This is a genomic window from Pseudoxanthomonas putridarboris, assembly GCF_038321125.1.
Taxonomy (GTDB): Bacteria; Pseudomonadota; Gammaproteobacteria; order Xanthomonadales; family Xanthomonadaceae; genus Pseudoxanthomonas_A; species Pseudoxanthomonas_A putridarboris.
On the sequence record NZ_JBBWWT010000001.1, the window covers coordinates 908,883 to 934,487 of the forward strand.

Consider the following 25,605-nt stretch of genomic DNA (forward strand, 5'->3'; position numbering starts at 1 on the left):
CCCGATGCTTTTCTTCTGGGTCCGCGGTCGGGGCTAAAGCCCCTCCTACAGGGAGATCTCATGTGGTCAGCGCATAGATGACGAGGTTGACCGCGAACTTGGTGTTGTCCTCGGCAAGGAAGCGCTTGTTGCGCCAGTCGTAGTCCCATTCGCAGCCGTAGTCCTTGTTGCTGTAGAGCACGCCCAGGCGGCCGTCGATCTCGATGCCCTGCAGGTAATCGTGCACCAGGTCGTCGCCCCAGCCGTTGAGTTCGAAGCCGGTGGCCGGCGGTCCGTCGAACGTGAAGAAGCTGCGGTAGATCGCGTGGTCGTTCGGCAGCTTCTTCATGGCGGCGGCGCCGAAGATCGCCGCCATCTGCGCCTCGAACGACTTGGCGAACAGGCCGTCGATGTCGTGGTTGCAGTCGTCCACGAACACGAAGCCGCCGTTGCGCACGTAGCGCTCGAAGTTGCGCCGCTCGGCCGGGTTGAAGTCCACCAGCTTGTGCCCGGCCAGGTAGCAGAACGGCGCGGCCAGCATGCGCGGGTCGGACAGCGCCAGCACGTGCTCCTTCGGGTCCACGCGCAGGCTGGTGTAGTCGATCAGCGAGGTGATCAGGTTGGACGGCATGCGCGCGTCCACGTCCCAGTCGCCGGAGTCGTACTTCAGCCGGGTGAACCAGAAGTCGTATTGCCCGTTGGCCGCGCGCGCGCCGCGCCATGGCCCGGCCAGCAGCGCGCCGGCCAGGCCGGCGGTCATCAGGCGGAGGAACTGGGCGCGTGTCATGGGGCCAGCAAACCGCCCCTTCCCCCGCTTGCGGGGGAAGGTTGGGATGGGGGCAGGGACAAGCAACGTGTCATCAGCCGTTCTGGATAGAGGAGGGCATAGGCTTCGGCGGCGCGCGCCGTGCGTCGATATCGGTATTTCGTCGGGCCCCCACCCTAACCCTCCCCCGCGGGCGGGGGAGGGAACAGATCACTGCGTTACACCGCGTCCGACAGCGAGGTGAAGGTGAAGTCGCGCAGCTTCATCGGCGGGATCATCATCACGAAGCTGGACTCGTCGCCGGCCACGCGCACCGGCTTGCCCAGTTCCTCGATGTTGTTGAGCATGATCACCGGCGATTCGTTGAAGCGGAAGTTCTTGACCGGGTGCCTGATCTGCCCGTTCTCGATGTAGAACGTGCCGTCGCGGGTCAGGCCGGTCAGCAGCACCGTCTGCGGGTCCACCATGCGGATGTACCAGGTGCGCGTGACCAGGATGCCCTTCTGGGTGCCGGCGACCAGCTCGGTGGTGGACTTGTTGCCGCCGGCCATCAGCAGGTTGCCCGGCGAGCCGATCGCGCGCTTGCCCTGTTTCTGCGCCCAGAAGCGCGAGTACTCCAGGTTGACCACCTTGCCGTTCTCGACGATGGCCATCTTCTCGCGCGGCAGGCCCTCGTTGTCCCACGGCATCACCTCCGCGCCGGGGTGCCACGGGTCGGCGCTGATGTTCACGCGCGGGTCGTAGACCTGCTCGCCCAGCTTGTTGCCGCCGCCCTTCTTCGACAGGAAGCTGCGGCCTTCGTCGGCCTGGCGGGCGTCGAAGAAATTCATCATGAAGGAGATCAGGCCCGCGGCGGCGGCCGGTTCCAGGATCACCGTGTACTTGCCCGGCTCCAGCGCCTTGGCCTCGGCCGACTCGCTGGCCTTGCGCATGGCGGTGCGGATGTCGCTGCCGGCCTGGAAGTCGCTGGCGTCCTTCAGGTTGCGGCCGACCCAGCCGGAACCGCGGCCGTCCTCGGTGCGCACGGTGCAGGTGTAGTTGAACGCGGTGGCCTTCTGGTAGCCGAAGTTGCCCTTGCTGTTGGCGAAGGCGACGAAGCTCTGGCCGTCCTCCAGGAAGCCGGCGGCGATCAGCTTCTCGGCCTTGCACGGGCCGATGGAATCGGCGGCCACCTGCGCGCGGAACTCCGGCGTGATGGCGGCGGTGGAGTCGCTGAAGGTCGGGCTGGCCTGGTAGGCCTGCTTGTCCACGGCCGGCATGAACTCGGGGTTCTCCGGCGCCAGCCGGGCCAGGTCCTCGGCGCGGCGCACGACGCGTTCCAGCGAGGCGTCGTCGAACTCGTTGATGGTCGCCACGCCGGTGCGCTTGCCGAAGGCCACCTGCACGGCCAGGTCGGTGTTGCTGACGATGCCGCTGGTGGAGACGTTGTTGAGGGCGAAGCGGATATTGCCCTCGATGGAGCCGGAGAGCGAGGCGGTGCACTCGTCGGCGGTGGACAGCGCGATGACCTTGTCCAGGATGGCCTTGGCCTGCGCTTCGGTGAGGATGCTCATGTTCTGGTGATCTCCTTGGGCGCCGGTCAGCCGAGCGAGCGGGCGGTGTTGATGACGTTGATGCCGTTGAAGCGCGCCGTGGACGAGCCGTGCGAGACCGCCGACACCTGGCCGGGCTGGCCCTTGCCGTCGAAGAACGAGCCGCCCAGGCGGTAGTCGCTCTCGTCGCAGACGGCGGCGCAGGCGTTCCAGAACTCCGGCGTGCGGATCTGGTAGGCCACGTCCTCGATCTGTCTGGTGATCTGGCCGTTCTTGATCTCGTAGAACAGCTGGCCGCCGAACTGCGCGTTGTAGCGTTGCTGGTCGATCGAGAACGAGCCGTCGCCGATGATGTAGATGCCGTCCTCGACGTCCTTGATCATGTCGGCCACGCTCAGCCTGGCCTTGCCGGCCGCCAGCGACACGTTGGCCATGCGCTGGAACTGCACGCTGCTCCACGAATCGGCGTAGCAGCAGCCGTCGGATTCGGTCTTGCCCAGGATGTGGGCCTGGTCGCGGATGGTCTGGTAATCCACCAGCTTGCCGTCGCTGATCAGGTCCCAGCGCTTGCACTTGACGCCTTCGTCGTCGTAGCCCACCGCGCCCAGGCTGCCGGGCTGGGTCTTGTCGGCGAAGATGTTGACGATGTCGCTGCCGTACTGGAAGCGCTGCTCGCGCTTGTCCAGGGTGGCGAAGCTGGTGCCGGCGTAGTTGGCCTCGTAGCCCAGCACGCGGTCCAGCTCCAGCGGGTGGCCGACCGACTCGTGGATGGTCAGCCAGGTGTGCGAGGGGTCCAGCACCAGGTCGTACTTGCCCGGCTTCACCGACGGCGCGGTCAGCTTGGCGCGCGCCTGCCTGGCCGACGCGATGGCGTCCTCTTTCATGTCGTAGGACAGGCCGTAGTTGATGACGCCGTTGGGGGTGGCGAACTTCTGCGCGGCATCGCCGTCCAGGTATTCGTAGCCCAGCCCCATCGGCGCGGACAGGCCGTCGCGGGTGCGGAACTTGCCGGTGGCCTTGTCGATGGCGGTGACCGTCATCGGCGCCCAGATGCGGTGCACGTCCTGGTCGATGTAGGACCCGTCGGTGCTGGCGAAGTACTTCTGCTCGTTGACCAGGAACAGCATGGAGTTGACGAAGTCGGCGCCGGCGTCGATCGCCGCGGCGTTGACGCCCAGCAGCAGGTCCACCTTGTCCTTGATCGGCACGTCCATCGCGTTCTTCCTGATCGGCGTCTTCCACGACACCTCGCCCACGCCCTTGGCCGGGGCCAGCTGCACCGGGCTGGTCTGCACCTTGCTGTTGGCCTTGGCGATGGCGGCGGCCTGGCGCGCGGCGGTGGCGATGCCCTCGGCGGTGAGCTCGTTGGTGGCGGCGAAGCCCCAGGCGCCGTTGGCGATCACGCGCACGCCGGCACCGGTGGATTCGGTGTTCACCACGTTCTGCACCTTGTCCTCGCGGGTGATCACGAACTGGCGCAGGTAGCGGCCGATGCGCACGTCGCAGTAGGTCGCGCCCGCGCTGCTGGCAGCCGCCAGCGCGGCGTCGGCCAGGCGCTTCTTGAACGCCACGTCCAGCGTGGACTGCAATTGTTCGGCGGCAATGGCCTTGCCGAGGAAGGACGGCACCATCAAACCGCCCAGGCTGAGGCCGGTCAGGGCCAGGAAGTCACGTCGTTGCAAGGCTGTTCTCCACCGATGAAGGCCGCGCGTGCGCGGAGGGGACTGCGACGGAAGCAAGGCGCCTGCGGGAAGCGCAGGCGCGTCCCCGATTCTTGCCCCCGCTGGAGAGGGCGTCAAATGACTTTCGGCATAGACGCCGGGATTGGGGATTCGGGATTCGGAATCGGGAATTCGTGACGGCCGCCGCTTTACGCCAATCTCCAATCCCGAATCCCCATTCCCGGCTTCACCCCAAACTGCGCGCCGTATTGATGATGTTGATGCCGTTGAAGCGCGTGGTCGCCGAGCCGTGCGACACCGCCGAGACCTGGCTGGGTTGGCCCTTGCCGTCGAAGAACGAGCCGCCCAGGCGGTAGTCGCGTTCGTCGCAGATGGCGGCGCAGGCGTTCCAGAACTCCGGCGTGCGGATCTGGTAGGCGGCGTCCTCGACCTGCCGCGTCACCTCGCCGTTCCTGATCTCGAAGTACAGCTGGCCGCCGAACTGCGCGTTGTAGCGTTGCTGATCGATGGAATACGAGCCGCGGCCGTGGATGTAGAGGCCGTTCTCGACGCCGGCGATCATCTGTTCCACGGTCAATGGCGCCTTGCCCGGCGCCAGCGACACGTTGGCCATGCGCTGGAACTGCACGCTGGCCCACGAATCGGCGTAGCTGCAGCCGTGCGATGCGTCCTCGCCGAGGATGTGCACTTCGTCGCGGGTGGCCTGGTAGTTGACCAGCACGCCGTCCTTCACCAGGTCCCAGCGCCGGGTCTTCACGCCTTCGTCGTCGAAGCCCACCGCGCCCAGACTGCGCGCCTCGGTCTTGTCGGCGGTGAAGTTGACGATGCCGCTGCCCCACTGGAAGCGCTGCTCGCGCTTGTCCAGCGTGGCGAAGCTGGTGCCGGCGTAGTTGGCCTCGTAGCCCAGCACGCGGTCCAGTTCCAGCGGATGGCCGACGTTCTCGTGGATGGTCAGGAACAGGTTGGACGGATCCAGCACCAGGTCGTACTTGCCGGGCTTCACCGACGGCGCGGTCAATTTCGCGCGCGCCTGCTTCGCCGCGGCCACGATGTCCTCGCGCAGATCGTAGGAGGCGCCGTAGCCGACCATGCCGCCGGGCAGGGCGAACTTGTCCTGCGGGTTGGCGTCCAGGTACTCGTACCCCATGCCCATCGGCGCGGACAGGCCGTCGCGGGTCTTGAACCTGCCGGTGGCCTGGTCCACCACGGTGACGGTGAAGGGCACCCAGATGCGGTGCACGTCCTGGTCGATGTACGAGCCATCGGTGCTGGCGAAGTATTTCTGCTCGTTGATGGCGAACATGCGCGACGCGGCGAAGCTGGCGCCCGCCTCGAGCGCGGTGGCGTTGGCGCCCAGCAGCAGGTCCACCTTCTCCTTCACCGGCACCGCCATCGCGTTCTTGCGGATCGGCGTCTTCCACGCCACTTCCCCGACGCCCTTCAGCGGCGCCAGCTGCACCGGCCTGGTCTGGATGCGCGCATTCGCCCGCGCGATGGCGACGGCCTGGCGCGCCGCGGCCGCGACGCCATCGGGGGTCTGCTGGTGGGTGGCGGCGAAACCCCAGGCGCCATCGGCGATCACGCGCACGCCCACCCCGGAGGATTCGGTGTTGACCACGTTCTGCACCTTGTCCTCGCGGGTGATCACGGATTGCCGCAGGTAGCGGCCGATGCGCACGTCGCAGTAGCTCGCGCCCGCATCGGTGGCGGCGGCCAACGCGGCATCGGCCAGCGTCCTGCGGCGCGCGGCGTCCACCGGCTCCAGCAGCGCTTCGGCGGCGATCGCGCGGGAATGCGGCAGCATCAGGCCGGCCAGGCCCAGGCCGCCGAGGGTCAGGAAGTCGCGTCGTTGCATGTGCCGGTGTCCGGAGCGTGTCGCCGCGCCATCCTGCGGCGACAGGTGAAGGTCGGGTATCGGACTTTGGTCGCGGGGTCCGCGAGCGTCAAGTGGCCGCGGTCATGCGCGCGGTCGGAATGGAACGGCGGCCTGCGGCGTGGTGCACAATGCAGGCCATCCACGGACCCTTGCGGAGCACTCCATGAAATCGCGTTCCGTCCCCCGGCAGGAGAACGACGACGAGCAACCCCGGCTGGCGGTGCTGATCGATGCCGACAACGCCCAGCCTTCGGTGATCGAAGGCCTGCTGGCGGAAGTGGCCAAGTACGGCGTGGCCAGCGTGAAGCGCATCTACGGCGACTTCACCAGCACGCGGATGACCCAGTGGAAGCAGGCGCTGCTGAAGCATTCGATCGCCCCGGTGCAGCAGTTCGCCTACACCAGCGGCAAGAACGCCACCGACAGTTCGCTGATCATCGACGCGATGGACCTGATGTACACGCGGCGCTTCGACGGCTTCTGCCTGGCGTCCAGCGACAGCGATTTCACCCGCCTGGCCCAGCGCCTGCGCGAGGAGGGCCTGACCGTGTACGGCTTCGGCGAACGCAAGACGCCGGATGCCTTCGTGCAGGCCTGCGACAAGTTCATCTACACCGAGGTGCTGCGCAGCGAAACGCCGGCCGCGACGCCGGCGCCCGCCAAGCCGGCGAAGAAGGCCGCCAGGCCCGCCGCCAGCAAGCCGGCCGTCGTCGCCGAACCCACCGCCGCGCCCGCGGCCGAGAGCGGCAAGGGCGAAGCATTGCCGCTGCGGCTGATCCGGCAGGCCATCGAAGAGGCCAGCGACGAACAGGGTTGGGCCTTCCTGGGCAGCGTGGGCAGTTATCTCAACAAGGTGCGGCCCAACTTCGACACCCGCCTGTACGGCCACAAGAAGCTCAGCGACCTGCTGAAGGCGCAGTCGCGCCACTTCCAGGTCGAGGAGCGCGCGGGCGAGGGTGGGGTGAAGCGCTTCTACGTGCGCGCCACGGGCTGAGCGATGGCATCCGCCGGCGAAGCGGTCGGGAAACCGTTCTCGCCCGCGTGCGAGCGCAATCGCGATCCCATCCTGGCGGTGCTTCAGCGCCGTTTCGACGATGTCCATCGCGTGCTGGAGATCGGCAGCGGCACGGGGCAGCACGCGGTGCATTTCGCCGCCGCGATGCCGTGGCTGACCTGGCAGTGCAGCGACCGCGCCGACGGCCTGCCCGGCATCCGCCTGTGGCTGGACGAGGCGGGCTTGCCGAACACGCCCGCCCCGCTGGAGCTGGATGTCGCCGGCGCATGGCCGGCGCAGCGCTTCGATGCGGCGTTCACCGCCAACAGCCTGCACATCATGGGCTGGCCGCAGGTCGAAGCGTTCTTCGCCGGCGTCGGCCGCGTGCTGGAAACGGGCGGGTGGCTGGTCGTCTACGGTCCCTTCAACTACGACGGCGCCTACACCAGCGACAGCAACCGCGATTTCGATGGTTGGCTGAAGGCACGCGATCCCGCGTCCGCCCTCCGCGACTTCGAGGCCGTCGACGTGCTGGCACGAGGCATCGGCCTGTCGCTGGTCGAAGACAACGCGATGCCGGCCAACAATCGCTGCCTGGTGTGGCGCAGATCCCATCCCCCGCAGGAACGGCTGTAGGAGCGGCTTTTGCCGCGACCATGAATCGAAGAAGCACAGGAGTCACGGATCAGCGCGGATAAAGCGGATCAAGGCAAGAAAGCTCTATCCGTGTTCGTCCGTGTCAATCCATGGCTGAAAGGCTCTTCAGGGTGTGCGGTCGCGGCTAAAGCCGCTCCTACAGAGGGCTTGCCGAGCGCCGCATGCACACGGCGCCTCCACCGAAGCGGAGTGTTTCCTTACGCCGCCTGCACGATATGCAGCGCCCTGGGGTTGCGCCAGACCGAAAGCAGCTCGGCCTCGCGCGCCTTGGCGGCGTGCAGGTGCTTTTCCTTGACGTGGCCGTAGCCGCGGATGTGTTCGGGGATGCTGGCGATCTCCACCGCCAGGTCCAGCCTGTCGCCTTCCAGCGACGCCAGCAATTCGCCCAGCGTCTTCTCGTAGTCGCCGATCAACTGGCGCTCGCCCTTGCGTTCCCCGGTGTAGCCGAACACGTCGAACACACCGCCGCGCAGGAAGCGCAGCTTCGCCAGCAGGCCGAAGGCCTTGAACATCCACGGGCCGTATTCCTGCTTCATCAACCGGCCCTGCGCGTCCTTCTTGGCGAACAGCGGCGGTGCAAGATGGAAGCGCACCTGGTAGTCGCCGTCGAACTGCTGTTGCAGGCGGCGCCGGAAATCGCCGCTGGTGTACAGCCGTGCGACTTCGTACTCGTCCTTGTAGGCCATCAGCTTGAAGAAGTAGCGGGCCACGGCCTCGGTCAGCGCGGTGGAGCCGGGCGCCTTCAGGTTCTCGGCCGCGCGCACCTTCGCCACCAGGTCGGTATAGCGCTTCGCGTAGGCGGTGTCCTGGTAGTCGGTGAGGAAGGCCGAACGGCGGGCGATCAGTTCGTCCAGCGAACGCGACAGGCGCAGGTCGTCCAGCGGCAGGAAGGCGACGTTGTCGCCGCTGCCCGTGCCGCCTTCCGGCAGGCCGCGCAGCTCGCTTTCGTTGTCCGGCGTGCGCGGCGCGGCGTTGGCGGCCCACTCGCTGCTTTCCCACTCGCCCGGCGGCAGGACCTGCAGCGTGCCCGGCGTGCGCTCGCTTTCGGTCTGGGTGTTGTGGATCAGGCCGGCCGCCGCCTGCACCGCCTGCGGATCGACCACGGCCAGGCGGCCCCAGGCGAAGGCCTGCTTGTTCATCTCGATGGCCGCGCCGTTGAGCTCCACCGCGCGCATGATGGCGTCGAACGATATCGGCACCAGCCCTTGCTGCCAGGCGTAGCCCAGCATGAAGAGGTTGGCGGCGATCGCATCGCCCATCAACGCGGTCGCCAGCTGGGTGGCGTCGACCAGCATCGGCTCGCGGCCGCCCAGCGCGACCTTCACGCCGGCGATGATGTCGGTGGCCGGGAATTCCATGTCCGGATGCGTGGTGAACGTGCCGGGCATGGCTTCGTAGGTGTTCAGCACCACCTGCGAACGCTCGCCGCGCACCTTGGACAGCACCCAGTAGTCGTTGACGACCACCATGTCGCAGCCCAGCACCAGGTCGGCCTCGCCGGCGGCGATGCGCACGGCGTGGATGTCTTCCGGCGCGCGCGCGATGCGGATGTGGGTGGTCACCGCGCCGCCCTTCTGCGCCAGCCCGGTCTGGTCCAGCACGCTGGCGCCCTTGCCTTCCAGATGGCCGGCCATGCCCAGCAGCGCGCCGATGGTCACCACGCCGGTGCCGCCGACGCCGGTGATCAGGATGTTCCAGGGTTGCGCGAGGTCGGACTTGAACGCCGGCGCGGGCAGCGCGTCGAACAACGACGCGGTGTCCTTCTTCTTGCCCTTGCGCGGCGTGCCGCCGTGCACGGTGACGAAGCTGGGGCAGAAGCCGTTGACGCAGCTGAAATCCTTGTTGCAGTTGGACTGGTCGATCTCGCGCTTGCGGCCGAACTCGGTTTCCTTCGGCAGCACCGACACGCAGAAGCTCTTCACCCCGCAGTCGCCGCAGCCTTCGCAGACCAGCGTATTGACCATCACCCGCTTGGCCGGGTCGGCCAGCTTGCCGCGCTTGCGGCGGCGGCGCTTCTCGGTGGCGCAGACCTGGTCGTAGATCAGGATGGACACGCCCTTCACTTCGCGCAGGCGCTTCTGCACCTCGTCCAGCTGCTTGCGGTCGAAGAACTCCACGCCCGAGGGGAAGATCTCCGGCTTGCTCCACTTGCCGATCTCGTCGCTGACCACGACGATGGTGTCGATGCCCTCGGCGCGCATCATGTGCGCGATCTGCGGCACCGACAGCGTGCCGTCCACCGGCTGGCCGCCGGTCATCGCCACCGCGTCGTTGTAGAGGATCTTGTAGGTGATGTTGACGCCGGTGGCGACCGACTGCCGCACCGCCAGCGAGCCGGAATGGAAGAACGTGCCGTCGCCCAGGTTCTGGAAGACGTGCTCGGTCTCGGTGAACGGCGCCTGCCCCGACCACGTCACGCCTTCGCCGCCCATGTGGGTGAAGGTGTCGGTGCTGCGGTCCATCCACGTGACCATGTAGTGGCAGCCGATGCCGCCCAGCGCGCGCGAGCCTTCCGGCACCACCGTCGAGGTGTTGTGCGGGCAGCCGCTGCAGTAGTGCGGCACACGCGGGAAGTTGGCGCGCGGCAGCGCCATCTCGGCTTCCTTCTCCTCCATCCAGCGCAGGCGCTGCTCGATGGACTCGGCGGTGAAGAAACGCTGGATGCGCTTGCCGATCACGCCGGCGATGGTCGCGGGCGTGAGCTCGCCGGTGGACGGCAGGATCCATTCGCCGGCTTCGTCGTACTTGCCGACGATGGACGGGCGGGTGCCGGCGCTGGCCGGCCAGTTGTAGAAGTACTCCTTCATCTGCCGCTCGATGAAGGCGCGCTTCTCCTCCACCACGACGATGTCTTCCAGGCCGCGGGCGAACCCGGCGATGCCCACCGGCTCCAGCGGCCAGGTCATGCCGACCTTGTACACGCGGATGCCGATGTCGGCGCACGCCCGTTCGTCCAGGCCCAGGTATTCCAGCGCCTGCAGCACGTCCAGGTAGCTCTTGCCGGTGGTGACGATGCCCAGCCGCGCGCGCGGCGAATCCAGCACGATGCGGTCCACGCCGTTGGCGCGGGCGAACGCCTGCGCCGCGCCCACCGCGTACCTGTGCAGGCGCATTTCCTGGTCCAGCGGCGGATTCGGCCAGCGGATGCTGAGGCCGCCCGGCGGCATGTCGAAGTCTTCCGGCAGCACGATCCTGCGGGCGAACGGGTCCACTTCCACCGATGCCGACGATTCCACCGTTTCGGCGATCGTCTTGAAGCCGATCCAGCGGCCGGTGTAGCGGCTCATCGCCCAGCCCACCAGGCCCAGGTCCAGGATGTCCTGCACGCCGGCCGGGTTCAGCACCGGCATCATCGCGCTGACGAATTCGTCTTCCGAGCCGTGCGGCAGCGTCGAGCTGCGGCAGTTGTGGTCGTCGGCGGCCAGCGCCAGCACGCCGCCGTGCTGGCTGGTGCCCGCGGCGTTGCCGTGCTTGAACACGTCGCCGCAGCGGTCCACGCCCGGGCCCTTGCCGTACCACATCGCGTACACGCCATCGACCTTGGCGCCGGGGAACAGGTTGGTCTGCTGCGTTCCCCACACCATCGTCGCGCCCAGGTCCTCGTTGAGGCCCGGGATGAACTTCACCTGCGCTTCGGCCAGGTGTTTCTTCGCCCGCCACAGCTCCAGGTCGAAGCCGCCCAGCGGCGAGCCGCGGTAACCGCTGATGAAACCGGCCGTGTTCAGCCCCGCCGCCTGGTCGCGCAGCCGCTGCATCAGCGGCAGCCGCACCAGCGCCTGCACGCCGCTCAGGTAGATGCGCCCGTCGGTGCGGGTGTACTTGTGTTCCAGCGTGTAGTCGCTGTCGATCACCCCGATCTGCGGCGTATTGGCGGACGAGGGTGAGGTGAGTTCGGCGGTGCTGGTCATGGCGGGCCCAAAGCGGCTGGCGTGGCCCGAAAACCCCTCGGGCGCTAGGGCGCGCATTGTAGCAGCGCCCTTTTATGTGACGGCGGTCACTTCGTCGTTGTGCATTGCAGCGGTTAGGATGCGACGAGGGGTGTCACCGAAGTTGTCGCAGGGGATCGTTGTGAAAATGGGCATGAAGACGGGGCTGGCCATCGCGCTGGCATTGATGGCGTTCGCTGTCCGGGCGCAGACGTTGCCGAAACCCAAGGAGTTCTACTTCGACCAGGACCGCGCCGCCGTGCCCATCGTGGTGGTCGAGGGCGTGCAGGGCGATGCGCTGGTGGACCAGTTGGTCAAGGCGCGCGAGCGCGGCCGCAAGGTCATCGAGGCCACGGCGCAGCTGGCGCACGTGGCGATTTCCGATGGCCGCGTCGACCTGGGCAAACAGCTGTACGACCAGGCGCTGGCCAGCACGCAGGCGGGGGGCACGACGTGGCGCTCGATCAACTGGAACTACGGTTGGGACCTGTACCGCCTGGGGGAATACCAGCCCGCCCTGCAGCGCTGGAGCACGCTCGTCAGCGGCGTCGGCGCGCCGTCGTGGCTGCCGCCCACGCTGGCGGTGGGCCTGTGGAGCGTGGACCGGAAGACCGAGGCCGTGGAGTGGTACGCCGCCGCGGTGCGTACCGAACCCACGCAGTGGACCAACCCGGCCAATTTCGCGCAACTGTTGCCCACGTGGACCGAAGCCGAGCGCGATACGCTGGCCGAAGTGCACCAGGCGTGGGTGGCCAATCCGCCTAGCTGGCCGTAACGCGTAACATCGCGGGATGAAGGCGCGCACCGCGCGCCAGTCCGCCACACGCCATGCGCGCATCGTTCCCGATCTGCCTCGCGGCCACCCTGGCCGTCGCTTCGTCCCTGCCGTCGCTGGCCGCCGACCGCATCGCCGGCCGCGATTTCGCCACGCGCTCGGAGGTCATCGCCCCGCAGGCGATGGCGGCCACCTCGCATCCGCTGGCCACGCAGATCGCGCTGGACGTGATGAAGCAGGGCGGCAGCGCGATGGACGCGGCCATCGCCGCCAATGCCGCGCTGGGCCTGATGGAACCCACCGGCAACGGCATCGGCGGCGACCTGTTCGCCATCGTCTGGGATCCGAAGACGAAGAAATTGCATGGTTACAACGGCTCTGGCCGTTCGCCGAAATCGCTCACGCTGGAATACTTCCGGCAGCAGGGCATCACCGACATACCGCCGCACGGTCCGCTGCCGGTCAGCGTGCCGGGCGCCGTCGATGCCTGGTTCGCGCTGCACGGACGCTTCGGCCGCCTGCCGATGAAGGACGTGCTGGCGCCGACCATCCGCTACGCGCGCGAGGGCCATCCGGTGCACCAGACGATCGCCTACTACTGGGACCGTTCGGTGCCGCGGCTGTCGAAGTTCCCGGGCTTCAAGGAGCAATTCACCCTCGACGGCCGCGCCCCGCGCGTCGGCGAGCTGTGGAAGAACCCGTACCTGGCCAATACGCTGCAACGGATCGCCGACGGCGGCCGCGATGCGTTCTATACCGGCGACATCGCCCGCACCATCGACGCCTACTTCAAGGCCAACGGCGGTTTCCTTTCCTACGAGGACATGGCCGCGCATACCGGCGAGTGGGTCGAGCCGGTCAGCACCAACTACCGCGGCTACGATGTGTGGGAACTGCCGCCGAACGGCCAGGGCATCGCCGCGCTGCAGATGCTCAACGTGTTGGAAGGCTACGACTTCAGCAGGATCCCCTTCGGCAGCCCGCAGCACGTGCACCTCTTCGTCGAGGCGAAGAAACTGGCCTTCGCCGACCGCGCGCGCTGGTATGCCGACCCGGCATTCCATCCCGCCCCGGTCGCGCGGCTGGTCTCCAAGCCGTATGCCGAACAGCGGCGCGCGCTGATCTCCGACGGCAAGGTGCTGCGCGAAGTGCAGCCGGGCACGCCGAAGGAACTGGACGAAGGCGACACCATCTACCTGACCACCGCCGACAAGGACGGCATGATGGTCTCGCTGATCCAGTCCAACTACCGCGGCATGGGCAGCGGCATGGCGCCGCCGGGCCTGGGCTTCATCCTGCAGGACCGCGGCGAGATGTTCGTGCTGGAGGGCTGCGACGAGAAGCCCGCCCATCCGAACTGCTACGCGCCCGGCAAGCGTCCCTTCCACACCATCATCCCGGCCTTCATCACCAAGGACGGAAAGCCCCACACCAGCTTCGGCCTGATGGGCGGCGCGATGCAGCCGCAGGGCCACGTGCAGATCGTGATGAACCTGGTGGACTTCGGCATGAACCTGCAGGAAGCCGGCGACGCGCCGCGCATCCAGCACGAGGGCTCCACCGAACCGACCGGCCGGGCCACCGCGATGAGCGATGGCGGCGTGGTGCAGCTGGAGTCGGGCTTCCCCTACGAAACCGTGCGCGCGCTGATGGACAAGGGCCACCACGTGGAATGGGCGCTGGGCCCGTACGGCGGCTACCAGGCGATCCGCCGCGATCCGGAAACCGGCGTCTACTACGGCGCCAGCGAAAGCCGCAAGGACGGACAGGCAGCGGGCTATTGAGGCCCCATTGTAGGAGCGACGTCAGTCGCGACCGGAAACCCTGGAAAGCAGGAAGCCACGGATTGCGCGGATTTCCACGGATGAAGCAACGAAGCTTTATCCAAGCTCATCCGTGTCAATCGGTGGCCGATGGATTCTTCGCGCTCGCGACCGACCCGTGCCGGCAGGTCGGCACCACTCCCAATTTCTACAAAGGATTTCTACAAAGGCGGCCGCAGGTCAGGGGCTGCGCCCCCGATGAAACCCCGTGGGAGCGACGTAAGTCGCGATGAAGCTTTACCGACTATCTGTCGCGACTTACGTCGCTCCCACAAGGAACCGCCGCGGCGCCGGCGGGATGGTGCGCCGGGGCGCACCCTACGGATCGAACCCCAGCAACAACGGGTCGTGGTCCGAGCTGCGCCACGGCACGGAGGCGTCGCCTTCAGCGTACCCCTGCGCGTCCTGCTCGTCCGCGTTGATGTGCCACTCGGCCGCGCCGCGCAACTGCCTGGCCAGCGACGGGCTCAGCAAGGCATGGTCCAGCCGGCCGCTGAGGCCGTTGTAGACGTAGCTGTAGGGCCGCTCCACGCCGGCCCGGGTGAAGGCGTCCACCCAGCCGGCGTCGTCGCGCAGCCAGCGGATCGGGTCTTCCATCGCGTAGGCGTTGAAGTCGCCCAGCAGCACGGTGCGGTCGCTGCGCGTGCGAGTGGGGTCGGTCTTCAGCCAGGCATCCAGCCGTCGCGCGGAATCCAGCCGCAGCGCGTTCCAGCAACCCTGGCCGTCCTTCTGGTCGGCATCGGCGCCGGTCGCCTCCGAGCAGCCCTTCGACTTGAAGTGGTTGGCCACCACGACCACCGGTTGCGCCTGGCCGGCCAGCGGCACGAAGGCCTGCGCCAGCGGGCTGCGGCTGCGTTCGCCGAACGGGCCTTCCTCCAGCGTGGCGGGCTGGCCGGTCGGCTTCACCCGGTCGCCGCGGTAGATGATGCCGACGCGGATGGTGTCGGGGCCGGGGCCCTGGCCGGCATCGACGAAGCGCCAGCGCGCGCCATCGGCGTTCAGCGCATCGACGAACTGCGCGAGGCTGGAGTCCGCACCGTAGCCGTCGTTCTCCAGTTCCATCAGCGAGGCGATGTCGGGGTCGAGGCCGCGGATGGTGGCGACCAGTTTGGCCAGCTGCGCCTGGTACTGTGCGGCGGTCTTGGCGCCGCGTGGGGTGGGGAAGCCGCCGCCGCGGCCGTCGCCGTTGAACAGGTTTTCCAGGTTGAACGCGGCGATGCGCAGGTTGCCGGCGACCCGCGGCGGGGCGGGGCGTTCCGGCGCGGCGATCGTCGGTGCCGCGGTCAGCTGCAGGCGCCAGCCGCCGTGGCGCTGGTCGACGATGCCCCGCACGCCGTTCAGCACGGTGCCGGTGCGCAGCGGCTGGCCGTCCTTCACGTACCAGACGGCGGCCGGATCGCGCGCGGCGCTGCCGTCGTCCAGCACCAGCCGGCGACGTGCGTTGTCGGCGACGGCATGTGCGTATTCGGTGCTGCCCGGCACGGCGACCTCGCTGGGTTGCCACAAACGGCCGACGAAGCTCGTGGTCAGCTCGCCGAAGCGGCCGAGCGCATCGGTGCCGCTGAGCGTCAATGGGGCGTCGATGCGCACGTGCATGCCTTCCAGGGCCTCCCAGTCGCCAGGTGCGGCGTCGCGTACCGTGAGGGGCACGTCACCATGACCGCGCATCTCGATGCGTGGCGCATGCAGCGTCGTCAGGGTGGCATCTCCGCCGGTCTTGCGCTCGCCGACGATGCCGCGCACACGGACGCGGTCGCCCGCAACGAGGGTGGGCGGCGGCGTGCCGTCTTCGATGGCGACGAACAGGGCGTCGGAGGTTTCCGGATCGCCGTCGCCGGCATCCTGCACGAAGAAGCCGCCCAGCCCCTCGAAGAAGGCGCCGGTGACCACGCCTTCCACCGTGACCGTCTGCCCGTCCAGCGGGCTGCGCGCGCCGTCGCCCTGCACCTGCCCGATGCGGATCACGTTGCCGCCGGGCGATGCGGCACAGGCAGGCAGCGTCGATGTGCCCAGCAGGGCGAGGACAAGCAGCGAGCGGAGTGACGTCATCGCGGGACGACCGGGAATGGAAAGCGGCAAGGTTACCCGGGAATCATGTCGTTCCGGCATGCGCCTTCGACACGGCAGGAGCGCCCCATGGACGCGATGCTCTCGCTTTCGTGCATCCGGTACGTGATCGCGCCCATGGGGCGCTCCTACGGGGGCGGCAAACGAAAACGCCGCCCGGAGGCGGCGCTGTCGCGGACGGTTCGACGGGATTACTTGCTGTTGGCCAGCATCCAGTCGACCGTGGCGTGGATCTGCTCGTCGGTCAGGGCCGGGTTGCCGCCCTTCGGGGGCATGATGCCGCCATCCGGACCGGTGAAGCCCTCGATGGCGTGCTTGTACAGGGTTTCCACGCCCTTGCTGGCGCGCGCGCCGAAGCTGGAGGCGGTCAGCGTCGGGGCCATGCCCACGCCGTTGGTGTGGCAGGCGCCGCACAGGTTCTGGTAGATCACGCTGCCGTCGGTGGTGCCGCCGTAGGCCACCTGCGAGGCGGCGGCGGCCTGCGCGGCGGCGGCCGCTGCGGCCTGCGCCGCGGCGCCGGTTTCGCCGGCGTACACGGCACCGGCCGGGGCGATGCGCGCCTCGGTCAGCTGCGCGGTCCTGGGGTTCACTTCCGGCGGAAGGCTGCCGTGCAGGAAGAACGCACCGACGATCAGGCCGCCGGTGACCAGCATCAGGAAGCCGATCACCATCGAGAATTGCTTGAGGAATTCGAGGTCGTAGTTACGCACTTTCCACCTTTGGCAGCACGGCCGCGGGGCCATGCATGGCTACGAAAACGGGGGCCAGTGGACTGCCGGCCACGGCCGTCCGGGCAAGGCCGTGGCATCGGAACACCGCGGACAGGGCGGCATTATAAGCGGTGAGGCACGGTTTGCCTCAACCACGCGAGGTTCGCTTCCAGACCGGATCGACATTCACCCCCGACCGACATCGCCGACCCGTTTCGGGGCGACACCGGGCCGGAAGCGGGACGTCGTGCGCCGTGCGCACTGGCAAGCCGCCGGCTTCCCTCTTTACCCCTTGCCGCTCTCCAACCGGCTACGTTCCCGCATGCGGCTGAAGTCGATTCGCCCTAGTACGCCAGGTAGACCTGCAACGGCGCGGACAGGGCGCGCAGCACGGCGCGGATCGGGTAGCCCGCGCCTTCGCCCTGGCCGGACAGCGCCTGTTGCAGCACCTGCCGCTTCTCGGCGCCCTCGATATGCAGGTACAGGCGGCCGGCGTCACGCAGCATCGGCAGGGTCAGGGTGATGCGCGGCTCGCCCGCGCCGGGTGCGCGCATCGGCAACAGCACCGCATCGCCAGCGGGATCCAGCGCCTGCGCCAGCCGGTCGCCGCCGGGGAAGAAGGACGCCGTGTGTCCGTCGTTGCCCATCCCCAGCACCACCACGTCCAGCCGCGCCGGCAGCGTGGCGTGCACGCTGTCCAGGGCGTCTTCCGGCGTGGCCGCGGGCTGGAACAGCGGCACGAAACGCGCCTGCGCCGCCGCGCCCTGCAGCAGGTGCTCCTTCAGCAGGCGGGCGTTGGAGCGTTCGCTGTCCTCGGGCACCCAGCGTTCGTCCACCAGCGTCACGGTGACCTGCGACCAGTCCAGCGGTTGCAGCGACAGCGCCTGCAGGAAGCGGCGCGGCGTGCTGCCGCCGGACAGGGCCACGCTGGCCTGGCCGCGCAGTGCGAGGGCGGCGCGCAGGTCGTCGGCGACGGCCTGGGCCAGCGCCTGGGCGACGGCATCGCCGTCGGGGAACGGGTGCAGCTGGATCTGCAGGGAAAGATCGGTGGGAGGCATGGGGCTCGGGGAGGTGGGGGGATTCCCGCGGGAAGACGGACCGGAGTCCGGGCGGAAGGCCCTGCCGCGGCAGGGCCGGGAGCGTCAGACGGTGTCTTCGTGCCAGGTGCGGCCGTCGCGCTCGACCAGCGCCACCGCGGCGCTGGGGCCCCAGGAGCCGGCGGTGTACGGCTTGGGCGCTTCGCGCAGGTTCTCCCACGCGGCCAGGATCGGGTCGATCCACTTCCATGCCGCTTCCACCTCGTCGCGGCGCATGAACAGGGTCTGGTTGCCGCGCACCACGTCCATCAGCAGGCGCTCGTAGGCTTCCGGCTGGTGCACGCCGAAGGCCTCGGCGAAGCTCATGTCCAGCGGCACGTGCTGCAGGCGCAGGCCGCCCGGGCCCGGGTCCTTGATCATCAGCCACAGCTTGACGCCTTCGTCCGGCTGCAGTCGCAGCACCAGCTTGTTGCCCATCACCGGGCCGGCGCTGTCCTCGAAGATCGAGTGCGGGATCTGCTTGAAGGCGATGACGATCTCCGACACGCGCTCGGACAGCCGCTTGCCGGTGCGCAGGTAGAACGGCACGCCGGCCCAGCGCCAGTTGTCCACCTCGGCCTTGATCGCCACGAAGGTCTCGGTGCGCGAATCCTGCCTGCCCAGTTCCTCCAGGTAGCCCGGCACCGCCGCCCCGCCGGAAGCGCCGGCGCGGTACTGGCCGCGCACGGTGAGGTGGGCGGCGTCCTCGGCGGTGATCGGGCGCAGCGAACGCAGCACCTTCAGCTTCTCGTCGCGCACGGCATCGGCCTGCAGCGCGGCCGGCGGCTCCATCGCCACCATGCACAGCAGTTGCAGCAGGTGGTTCTGCACCATGTCGCGCAGCGCGCCGGAGGTGTCGTAGTAGCCGGCGCGCTTCTCCAGCCCGACCGTCTCGGCCACGGTGATCTGCACGTGGTCGATGCGGCTGGCGTTCCACAACGGCTCGAACAGGATGTTGGCGAAGCGCAGCGCCAGCAGGTTCTGCACCGTCTCCTTGCCCAGGTAATGGTCGATGCGGAAGATCTGGCTTTCGGCGAACGCGCTGCCCACGGCGTCGTTGATCACGGCCGCGCTGGCCGAATCGTGGCCGATGGGTTTTTCGATGACCACGCGGGCGCTGCCGGCGTTCAGGCCGTGCGCGCGCAGGCGGTCGCAGATGGCGACGAACAGGGTGGGGCTGGTGGACAGGTAGAACACCCGGATGCGCTCGCCCGAGGTCCGCAGGCGGGCGGCGAAGTCGTCCCAGCCGTCGTCGCGGGTGGCGTCCAGCGCCACGTAGCCCAGCTTCTCCAGGAAGGCCGGCAGCTTGGCCTTCAGCGCCTCGTCGCTGCCGATGGCCCGCGCCAGCGCGTCGCCCACTCTGGCCTGGTAGTCGGCGTCGCCCTGCTTGTCGCGGGCCACGCCGATGATGCGGCTGTCTTCGGGAATCTGGCCGTCGGCATAGCGGCGCAGCAGGCCCGGCAGCAGCTTGCGCAGGGCCAGGTCGCCGGTGCCGCCGAAAATGACGAGGTCGAAGGGGTCGACAGGCAAGGTCTTCGCGGTCACGACGGTCTCGCTGAGGCAGATGGAAAGTGGCGGCCACAATACCACCGACATACCACGAGATGCCAACAGGTCATGTCGTTTTCCTTCATGTGAAAGGATTGTTGCGATATTGGTACGGCACTGGTATCTTATCCGGCATGCAAACCAACCTGCTCGAGGAATACCAGCGCCTGCAGACCGGCGAGTCCACCCGCGCGGTGGCCTACCTGCGCCTGCGCCGCGCGCTGCAGAACCTGATGGACGCCGGCGTGCTGCGGCCCGGCCAGGCCCTGCCCAGCGAACGCGACCTGGCCCAGCTGCTGGACCTGTCGCGGGTGACCATCCGCAAGGCCCTGGCCGGCCTGATCGAGACCGGCCTGCTGGTGCAGCGGCAGGGCGCCGGCACCTTCGTGGCCGAGCGCATCCTGCGCCAGTTCTCGCGCCTGACCAGCTTCACCGACGACCTGCGCGAGCGCGGCCTCAACCCGCAGGTGAAGTTCCTGGAGCGGACCATCGGCGAAGTGACCCCGGAAGAGTCGATGGCGTTGAACCTCTCGCCGGGCAGCGGCGTGGTGCGCATGTACCGCCTGCGCCACGTGGACGGTTCGCCCATCGCCATCGAGCGCACGCTGGTGCCTTACGCACTGCTGCCGGATCCGGAAAGCGTCACCACGTCCCTGTACGAAGCGCTGGACGCGCACGGCAACCGCCCCAAGCGCGCCCTGCAACGCCTGCGCGCCGTGGCGCTGGACGAAGAGGCGGCGCGGCACCTGGAACTGCCGGTCGGCAGCCCCGGCCTGCTGGTCGAACGCCGCGCCTTCCTCGACGACGGCCGGGTGGTGGAATCCACGCGTTCCTACTACCGCGGCGATGCCTATGATTTCGTCGCCGAACTGCAGAGCGACTGATCCACGGCCCCGCCCGGCCGATGCCTCTCCGAAGGCGTCCATTCGCTGGCCATTGAAGTCCGGCCGCGTCGGCCGGCGAACCCCCTCGGCTACACCCGCATCCTCGCTTCCACCGGCTCGACCGGCGCATCGGGCGGAAGGATTCGTCTCCCCGGCGGGATCATTGCTCCAGTCGCTCCAATTGCTGATCGAGGTCGCTGATCCAGCTGGGTTGGTTGGCCTTGACGGCGACATCGCGTGCTTTCAGCAGGGTCTCGCGTGCGGCGATAACGTCGTTCGGCCGTAGCCATTTGGCCTTCTCGAGATAGGCGGTCACCAGGATCGCCCTGGCGTACAGGGAATCGACCCGGCCCACGTCCTCGATGAGCTGGTCGAGTTCTCTTTCCACACGGGCGCCGTCCGTGCCGTTGGCGACCAGCAGCATGCACTCCGTCAGGCGGATGTGCAGCATCTCCTGGCTGCCGGAGCCATATTGGTGCGTCGCGTCCTGGCGGGCCTGCTTGATCTCGCGCTCGGCCTCCTGCATGCGGCCCGCGCCGGAAAGCATCGAGGCGTAGGCCATGCGATGGGTGGCGGACACCTCGCCGTTCTTCCGGATGTAGGTGTCGATGGTGGATTCCATCGTGCTGATGGCGATTTCCCATGCGTCCGGATCGGTGCTGGATCGCCACCAGTACTGGCTCGCCAGCAGGAACCGGGCCTCCAGCGTGCGCTCGTGCGTGTCGCCGTAGCGGTCCTGGAGTATGTCGAGCGCGATTTCCGTCTGCGCGATGGCGTCCTCCAGCTTGCCTGCGGAAGTCAGCAGGTGGGAACGCGCCATCAGGATGCGGGCGTAGGCGGGGTGCCTGTCGCCGACGGTCGCCAGCAGGATGTCGCTGGCCCGCTGGACGGAGGCCTCCGCGTCCGCGGTGTTCTCGTTGTGCATCTGCAGGAAGGCCAGTTCGCCCCAGGCCACGCCGGTTTCGGGATGATCCTCGCCCAGCGTCTGCCGCCTGCTCTCCAGCAGGTCGTTGGCCATCGCCAGCGCCCGCGCCTCGCGTCCCGGCTTCCTCGACGCGCGCACCGTCCGCATCAGCGATTCCCGCGCGTCGTCCACGATCCGCGGTTCGATTCCCTCCGCGTATGTGATCGCCTGCGTCAGGTCCTGCTCGGAGGCCGACAGCATCAGGCGCTGGCGGTACCAGCTCCCGCGCAGGATCAGCATCTGCGCCAGCGCCAGGCGGCCCGGCGGCGAATCCAGCGCGGCGGCGTCCCGGATCGCGGCGTTCAGCGACGCCATCGCCTCCTGCGGCCTGCCCTTCCCGGACTGCGCGATCGCCAGTTGCATCCGCAACTGGATCGCGGCCAGCCGATCCTGCCGGCTCAGTCCGAAGCGCAGCCTGTCCAGTCCGACCAGGCTCGCCTGCTCGGCCTTGGCATGCTCGGCGCGCAGGTTGTGCAGGCGCGCCAGGGTGGCCTGGTTGAAGGCGAACTGCAGCGCCGTGTCGTCGCCGAGGCGGCGGGATTCCAGCGCCAGCGCTTCCGCCTTCGCGTAGTTTCCCGTGTCGGCCTGGCTCCTGGCCAGGATCGACAGCCCCCGCGCCAGCACGTCGGGCGAATCCTTGGCCGAATGGCGACGGACGTTGGCCTCCGTGCGATCGAGCAACTGCGAAGAACTCATCGGCAGGTCGCCGGCGCGCGACAGCGCCGCCGATCCCAGCGCTTGGCTGAATATCTGGTCCACGCGGCTGGACAGCTCGCTCTCGTGCGCGGCCTGCGCCTGCTGCCACATCACGGCGACACCCGTCGCCAGGGCGGCCACCAGTATCGCGCTGGCCGCGCCCGCGGGCACGGCGTTGCGTTGCAGGAAGCGCTTCGCCCGATAGCCGGTTTGCGTCCGCAGCGAGATGGGCCGCTTTTCCAGCCAACGCTGCAGATCGTCCCGCAAGGCGTCCACGGTGGGATAGCGTTCCTCGGGATCGTGGGCGATGCACTTCATCGCGATGCAGTCCAGGTCGCCGGACAGCAGGCGGCCGAGACCCTCGGCCGTCGGCATGCCCCGATGCGCGCTTTCGGCGGCGGACAGGTGCAGGGCAAGCCGGCTGGGAGGCGTCGCTTCCTTCTCGATCACCGCCGAAAGCGACGCGTGCAGGGGAGAAGCGGTCGAAGGCCAGCGTCCGCAGATCAGGCGGTACAGCAGCACGCCCAGGGCATGGATGTCGATGGCGGTGGAAGGCCCGCCGCCGCGGAGCAACTCCGGCGCCGCATAGTCGGCGCTGAAGGCCAGGTGCCTGGCCTGCGTGTCCGGCGCCGGATCGTCGCGGGCGTGCGTCATGTCCGCCAGCCCGAAGTCCAGCAGCTTGGGGTGCCCGTCCGCCGTGACCAGCACGGCCGAGGCCTTGATGTCCTGATGCAGCACGCCGCGCTTGTGCGCGTAGGCCAGCGCATCGCACAGCAGGACGAACACGCCGATCCTGTCCCGGATCGCAAGCTGGTGTCCGTCGCACCACGCGTCGATCGGCGCTCCGTCGATCAGCGGCATCACGAACCAGGGCGCGCCATCGTCGTCCAGGCCGCCGTCCAGGATGGGCACGATGTCGCGGTGGTTCAGCGCGGCCAGGGCGTTACGTTCCTTCTGGAACGCCGCCTGGAGTTGCGGCGAGGCAAGTTCGCTGCGGATGTACTTGAGCGCCACATCGCGGTCGTAGGTGCCGTCGTCGCGGCTGGCGAGGTAGACCGTTCCCATGCCGCCCTTGCCGATGATGCGCTTGATGCGCCATGCCCCCACCTTGCGCCCGATGCGCGCGTCCGCGCCCGTGTCGGGCATCGGGTGCGCGTCTCCCGCGGACAGGACGACCAGGTGGGGAGGATGGTCCAGGATGCTGCCGCGGTCGGAATCGGAGGCCAGCAATCGCCGGGCCCTGTCCGCGGTCGTCGGATTCCATAAGGCAAGCACGGCCAGCGCCGCCCGCTGCGCGGACACGGGCAACCCGCTGAGGCGGCGCAACCATGAGATCGCTCGCCGGTCGGGATGGTCTTCGGCCATGTCGGCGATCGCTCCTACGCGCTGCCGAGCCGTTCCAGCAGGAACAGGCGCGCGGCATTCCAGTCGCGCCGCACGGTGCGGACATGGATGTCCAGCAGTTTTGCGATTTCGTTTTCGGCCAGCCCGCCGAAGTAGCGCCATTCCACGACCTGCGCCAGGCGCGGCATGGTCCGCTGCAGCTCGTTCAACGCCGTGTCCAGCGCCAGCAGGTGCTCGAGCCGGCAGTCCTCGCCGCTGTCCCAGCCGTCGGACAACGACAGCACCTGCGCGCCTCCTCCCCGCTTGTCGGCCAGCTTGCGCTTGGCCTCGTCCAGCAGCACCGACCGCATCGTGGAGATGATCAGGCCGATCAGCTGCCTCCGGTTCTCGGCGTTGACATTGGCCTTGGCCAGCCTGATCCAGGTCTCGTTGATCAACGCCGTCGGCGAAAGCGTCTGGTGGGGCGCACGCCAGATCTGCGACCGCGCCAGCCCGTGCAGGTCGCGGTACAGCACGGTGTAGATCCGGTCCCATACATCGGACTGTCCGGCCTTGGCGTCGGTCAGGAGCCGGGTGATCGAGCCTGCGGTTTCTTCCACGGTTTCATAGGACCTGTCCATTCATCCCCCCTTAGCAGATGAAACACCGCCCTTGGGAATTATGGGTCTGGCGTGACCTGGTTGCCGGTACGGACAACCGATGCGTCGCGGCGATTGCCCGCGCTTGTCGAATCCGGCCAGGACGGCATGTCCTGTTTTGCTCTCGGCATTCGGCATAAGGCATATGAAGCAATAAATGTGTGATGTTCGTCAATCAATCCTGTGCCGGGGATCGTTCAGGGGCCGGGTCGCGATGGAGTGAAGGATGGCGGGGGAAAAGGTGTCGGATATGTGGCTGGTCACCGAGCATATGACCACGGAAGAGTGGGTCCGCGTCGCCGCGGCGCTCGGAGGGCGTACCGGCGCCCGCGCGCGGAGGGGCAGCAGCACCCGTCGTTTCGTGAACGCCGTCCTGTGGGTGGCGCAGACCCGCGCCTGCTGGTCGGATCTGCCGCCCCTGTTCGGGCCCTGGCACAGCGTTTACGTCCGTTTTCTCCGCTGGATGCGGGGCGACCAGTGGCATGCCGTTGTCGAGGCACTGCAGGAAGGGGGCCCCAAGGAGGAATTGCGCCGGATGATCCAGCTCTATGTGGACAAGGGCATAGCGCGGGACATGCGGCGGAAGGTATTGGCGGCGCATGCCTCCGGCGCACAACTTGGGATGAGGGAAGCATGAGAAACGCTATGAGAAACACCATGGGAAACGTTGGGCACAGCGCCGTCATCGTGCAGACCCACCAGGACACCGAGGCCGACATCACCATCATCGTGCACAGTCATGACGAACACCTTACCCGCTCGCTCCACGAGGTGTGCCTTCAGGCGGTCCGGCATGCGGTGCGGTCGTTCGATGCCCTGCCCGACGCAGTGCATCCGGTCGATCTGGCCGGCTGAGCATCCCGCACCCACCTGACGTGCGCGCGCCCGGCCGGTGGGAGGCGGCCGGGCCAGCTGGAAAGCATTCAGGGTGCGCGGGCGCGCATCCAACCGTACTGACCGCAGGCGCTTCCCCCGCTTGCGCCAGTCGAACCGAGCCCCTTCCCCGGGTCCGGTTCATCGTCGCCATAACCCCTGAAACCATGGCGACGCGCCGCAAGCCCCGAACGAGAGGGCACGGCAAGGGGAGGGAGGTGCAACGCCTCCCTCCCTTTTTTCTTCGGATATCCGGATCCGGCGTGGGATGCGCCTGCGTGCGTCCCGCCTTCCTTGTCGGGGGACAGGGGGGGAGGGATGCGCTCGTGGGCAGCCCACCCGGATTCCGGATACCCGTTTTTGCAGCGTCGCCCATCGCCGCGTTGCGCATGCCTCTCCCGTCCGCCCACCCGCAATCGCGCCACGCGACCGTAGGAGCGCTCCATGGGCGCGTGCTCCTGCTTCTCCTGTCCGCCCCCGGCAACCGCATCGCGCCCATGGGGCGCTCCTACAAAAGCGCGGGCCTCGCGTTGCCCGTGGACGGTTCTTCTGCCACGAGTTGCCTCTCCCGTGCTGTGACCGGCGCCGGCTGCTCTCCCAAAACAAGAAAACCCCGTAGGAGCGCCCCATGGGCGCGATGCTCCTGCCTCTCCCGTCCGCCCCCGGCAACCGCATCGCGCCCATGGGGCGCTCCTACAAAAAGCGCGGGTCTCGCGTTGCCGGTAGGCGGTTCTTCTGCCACGAGTTGCCTCTCCCCGCGCGGTGATCGGCGCCGGCTACTCTCCCAAAACAAGA

18 protein-coding genes are annotated in these 25,605 nt (G+C 68.2%); 7 read left to right on the top strand and 11 right to left on the bottom strand.

Annotated elements, in window-relative coordinates; translation table 11 throughout:
* Positions 1-58 precede the first annotated feature (58 nt).
* The 4 genes from AAD027_RS03965 to AAD027_RS03980 all read right to left on the bottom strand — a co-directional run bounded on the left by AAD027_RS03965 (position 59) and on the right by AAD027_RS03980 (position 5,814).
* The gene (locus AAD027_RS03965; RefSeq protein ID WP_341724700.1) at positions 59-766 is read right to left on the bottom strand and encodes a DUF4159 domain-containing protein; all 708 of its coding nucleotides are present in this window, start codon (positions 764-766) and stop codon (positions 59-61) included.
* 197 nt (positions 767-963) lie between these two features.
* Entirely contained in the window at positions 964-2,298 is a 1,335-nt protein-coding gene (locus AAD027_RS03970; RefSeq protein WP_341724701.1) for a TldD/PmbA family protein, read from the bottom strand.
* A 26-nt stretch (positions 2,299-2,324) separates the two neighbouring features.
* Positions 2,325-3,959, bottom strand: coding sequence for a TldD/PmbA family protein (locus AAD027_RS03975; RefSeq protein WP_341724702.1), 1,635 nt, complete (start codon positions 3,957-3,959; stop codon positions 2,325-2,327).
* A 226-nt stretch (positions 3,960-4,185) separates the two neighbouring features.
* A complete protein-coding gene (locus AAD027_RS03980) occupies positions 4,186-5,814 on the bottom strand; it encodes a TldD/PmbA family protein (RefSeq protein ID WP_341724703.1) in 1,629 nt (542 codons plus the stop codon).
* A gap of 184 nt (positions 5,815-5,998) precedes the next feature.
* On the opposite strand from AAD027_RS03980, the gene AAD027_RS03985 reads away from it, so the two are divergent.
* Positions 5,999-6,829 (top strand): NYN domain-containing protein, encoded by an 831-nt coding sequence (locus tag AAD027_RS03985; RefSeq protein ID WP_341724704.1) that lies wholly within the window; start codon positions 5,999-6,001, stop codon positions 6,827-6,829.
* Between the two features lie 3 nt (positions 6,830-6,832).
* On the top strand, positions 6,833-7,465 hold the full coding sequence (locus AAD027_RS03990; protein ID WP_341724705.1) for a DUF938 domain-containing protein: 633 nt from the start codon (positions 6,833-6,835) through the stop codon (positions 7,463-7,465).
* 218 nt (positions 7,466-7,683) lie between these two features.
* Here the strand turns inward: AAD027_RS03990 and AAD027_RS03995 are convergent, their stop codons facing one another.
* Positions 7,684-11,394: an indolepyruvate ferredoxin oxidoreductase family protein gene (locus tag AAD027_RS03995; protein ID WP_341724706.1), complete on the bottom strand. Its 3,711-nt coding sequence runs from the start codon at positions 11,392-11,394 to the stop codon at positions 7,684-7,686.
* Between the two features lie 172 nt (positions 11,395-11,566).
* On the opposite strand from AAD027_RS03995, the gene AAD027_RS04000 reads away from it, so the two are divergent.
* Positions 11,567-12,187, top strand: coding sequence for a tetratricopeptide repeat protein (locus tag AAD027_RS04000; protein ID WP_341724707.1), 621 nt, complete (start codon positions 11,567-11,569; stop codon positions 12,185-12,187).
* Positions 12,188-12,240: 53 nt separating this feature from the next.
* Positions 12,241-13,971 (top strand): gamma-glutamyltransferase, encoded by a 1,731-nt coding sequence (gene ggt / locus AAD027_RS04005; RefSeq protein WP_341724708.1) that lies wholly within the window; start codon positions 12,241-12,243, stop codon positions 13,969-13,971.
* 357 nt (positions 13,972-14,328) lie between these two features.
* Here the strand turns inward: ggt and AAD027_RS04010 are convergent, their stop codons facing one another.
* The 4 genes from AAD027_RS04010 to zwf form a co-directional block, all read right to left on the bottom strand.
* Positions 14,329-16,059 (bottom strand): ExeM/NucH family extracellular endonuclease, encoded by a 1,731-nt coding sequence (locus tag AAD027_RS04010; protein ID WP_341724709.1) that lies wholly within the window; start codon positions 16,057-16,059, stop codon positions 14,329-14,331.
* A 209-nt stretch (positions 16,060-16,268) separates the two neighbouring features.
* Positions 16,269-16,787, bottom strand: a complete 519-nt coding sequence (locus AAD027_RS04015) for a c-type cytochrome (RefSeq protein WP_341724710.1) — start codon at positions 16,785-16,787, stop codon at positions 16,269-16,271.
* A gap of 344 nt (positions 16,788-17,131) precedes the next feature.
* A complete protein-coding gene (gene pgl, locus AAD027_RS04020) occupies positions 17,132-17,845 on the bottom strand; it encodes a 6-phosphogluconolactonase (protein ID WP_341724711.1) in 714 nt (237 codons plus the stop codon).
* An 84-nt stretch (positions 17,846-17,929) separates the two neighbouring features.
* Positions 17,930-19,408, bottom strand: a complete 1,479-nt coding sequence (zwf, locus tag AAD027_RS04025) for a glucose-6-phosphate dehydrogenase (protein ID WP_341724712.1) — start codon at positions 19,406-19,408, stop codon at positions 17,930-17,932.
* A gap of 137 nt (positions 19,409-19,545) precedes the next feature.
* Here zwf and AAD027_RS04030 point away from each other — a divergent pair, with 137 nt between their 5' ends.
* Positions 19,546-20,295 (top strand): GntR family transcriptional regulator, encoded by a 750-nt coding sequence (locus tag AAD027_RS04030; RefSeq protein WP_341724713.1) that lies wholly within the window; start codon positions 19,546-19,548, stop codon positions 20,293-20,295.
* A gap of 160 nt (positions 20,296-20,455) precedes the next feature.
* Here the strand turns inward: AAD027_RS04030 and AAD027_RS04035 are convergent, their stop codons facing one another.
* The gene (locus AAD027_RS04035) at positions 20,456-23,320 is read right to left on the bottom strand and encodes a serine/threonine protein kinase (protein WP_341724714.1); all 2,865 of its coding nucleotides are present in this window, start codon (positions 23,318-23,320) and stop codon (positions 20,456-20,458) included.
* A 14-nt stretch (positions 23,321-23,334) separates the two neighbouring features.
* Positions 23,335-23,919: an ECF-type sigma factor gene (locus AAD027_RS04040; RefSeq protein ID WP_341724715.1), complete on the bottom strand. Its 585-nt coding sequence runs from the start codon at positions 23,917-23,919 to the stop codon at positions 23,335-23,337.
* A 244-nt stretch (positions 23,920-24,163) separates the two neighbouring features.
* Between AAD027_RS04040 and AAD027_RS04045 the strand changes: the two genes are divergently transcribed.
* Positions 24,164-24,574: a transposase gene (locus tag AAD027_RS04045; protein ID WP_341724716.1), complete on the top strand. Its 411-nt coding sequence runs from the start codon at positions 24,164-24,166 to the stop codon at positions 24,572-24,574.
* 8 nt (positions 24,575-24,582) lie between these two features.
* Complete coding sequence (locus AAD027_RS04050) at positions 24,583-24,792, top strand: hypothetical protein (protein WP_341724717.1); 210 nt, start codon at positions 24,583-24,585, stop codon at positions 24,790-24,792.
* Positions 24,793-25,605: the final 813 nt, after the last annotated feature.

Coding starts and splice junctions, on each gene's coding strand:
- AAD027_RS03965 (WP_341724700.1), bottom strand. CDS start 766: ATGACACGCGCCCAGTTCCTCCGCCTGATGACCGCCGGCCTGGCCGGC.
- AAD027_RS03970 (WP_341724701.1), bottom strand. CDS start 2,298: ATGAGCATCCTCACCGAAGCGCAGGCCAAGGCCATCCTGGACAAGGTC.
- AAD027_RS03980 (WP_341724703.1), bottom strand. CDS start 5,814: ATGCAACGACGCGACTTCCTGACCCTCGGCGGCCTGGGCCTGGCCGGC.
- AAD027_RS03985 (WP_341724704.1), top strand. CDS start 5,999: ATGAAATCGCGTTCCGTCCCCCGGCAGGAGAACGACGACGAGCAACCC.
- AAD027_RS03990 (WP_341724705.1), top strand. CDS start 6,833: ATGGCATCCGCCGGCGAAGCGGTCGGGAAACCGTTCTCGCCCGCGTGC.
- AAD027_RS03995 (WP_341724706.1), bottom strand. CDS start 11,394: ATGACCAGCACCGCCGAACTCACCTCACCCTCGTCCGCCAATACGCCG.
- AAD027_RS04000 (WP_341724707.1), top strand. CDS start 11,567: ATGAAGACGGGGCTGGCCATCGCGCTGGCATTGATGGCGTTCGCTGTC.
- ggt (WP_341724708.1), top strand. CDS start 12,241: ATGCGCGCATCGTTCCCGATCTGCCTCGCGGCCACCCTGGCCGTCGCT.
- AAD027_RS04010 (WP_341724709.1), bottom strand. CDS start 16,059: ATGACGTCACTCCGCTCGCTGCTTGTCCTCGCCCTGCTGGGCACATCG.
- pgl (WP_341724711.1), bottom strand. CDS start 17,845: ATGCCTCCCACCGATCTTTCCCTGCAGATCCAGCTGCACCCGTTCCCC.
- AAD027_RS04030 (WP_341724713.1), top strand. CDS start 19,546: ATGCAAACCAACCTGCTCGAGGAATACCAGCGCCTGCAGACCGGCGAG.
- AAD027_RS04035 (WP_341724714.1), bottom strand. CDS start 23,320: ATGGCCGAAGACCATCCCGACCGGCGAGCGATCTCATGGTTGCGCCGC.
- AAD027_RS04040 (WP_341724715.1), bottom strand. CDS start 23,919: ATGGACAGGTCCTATGAAACCGTGGAAGAAACCGCAGGCTCGATCACC.
- AAD027_RS04045 (WP_341724716.1), top strand. CDS start 24,164: ATGGCGGGGGAAAAGGTGTCGGATATGTGGCTGGTCACCGAGCATATG.
- AAD027_RS04050 (WP_341724717.1), top strand. CDS start 24,583: ATGAGAAACACCATGGGAAACGTTGGGCACAGCGCCGTCATCGTGCAG.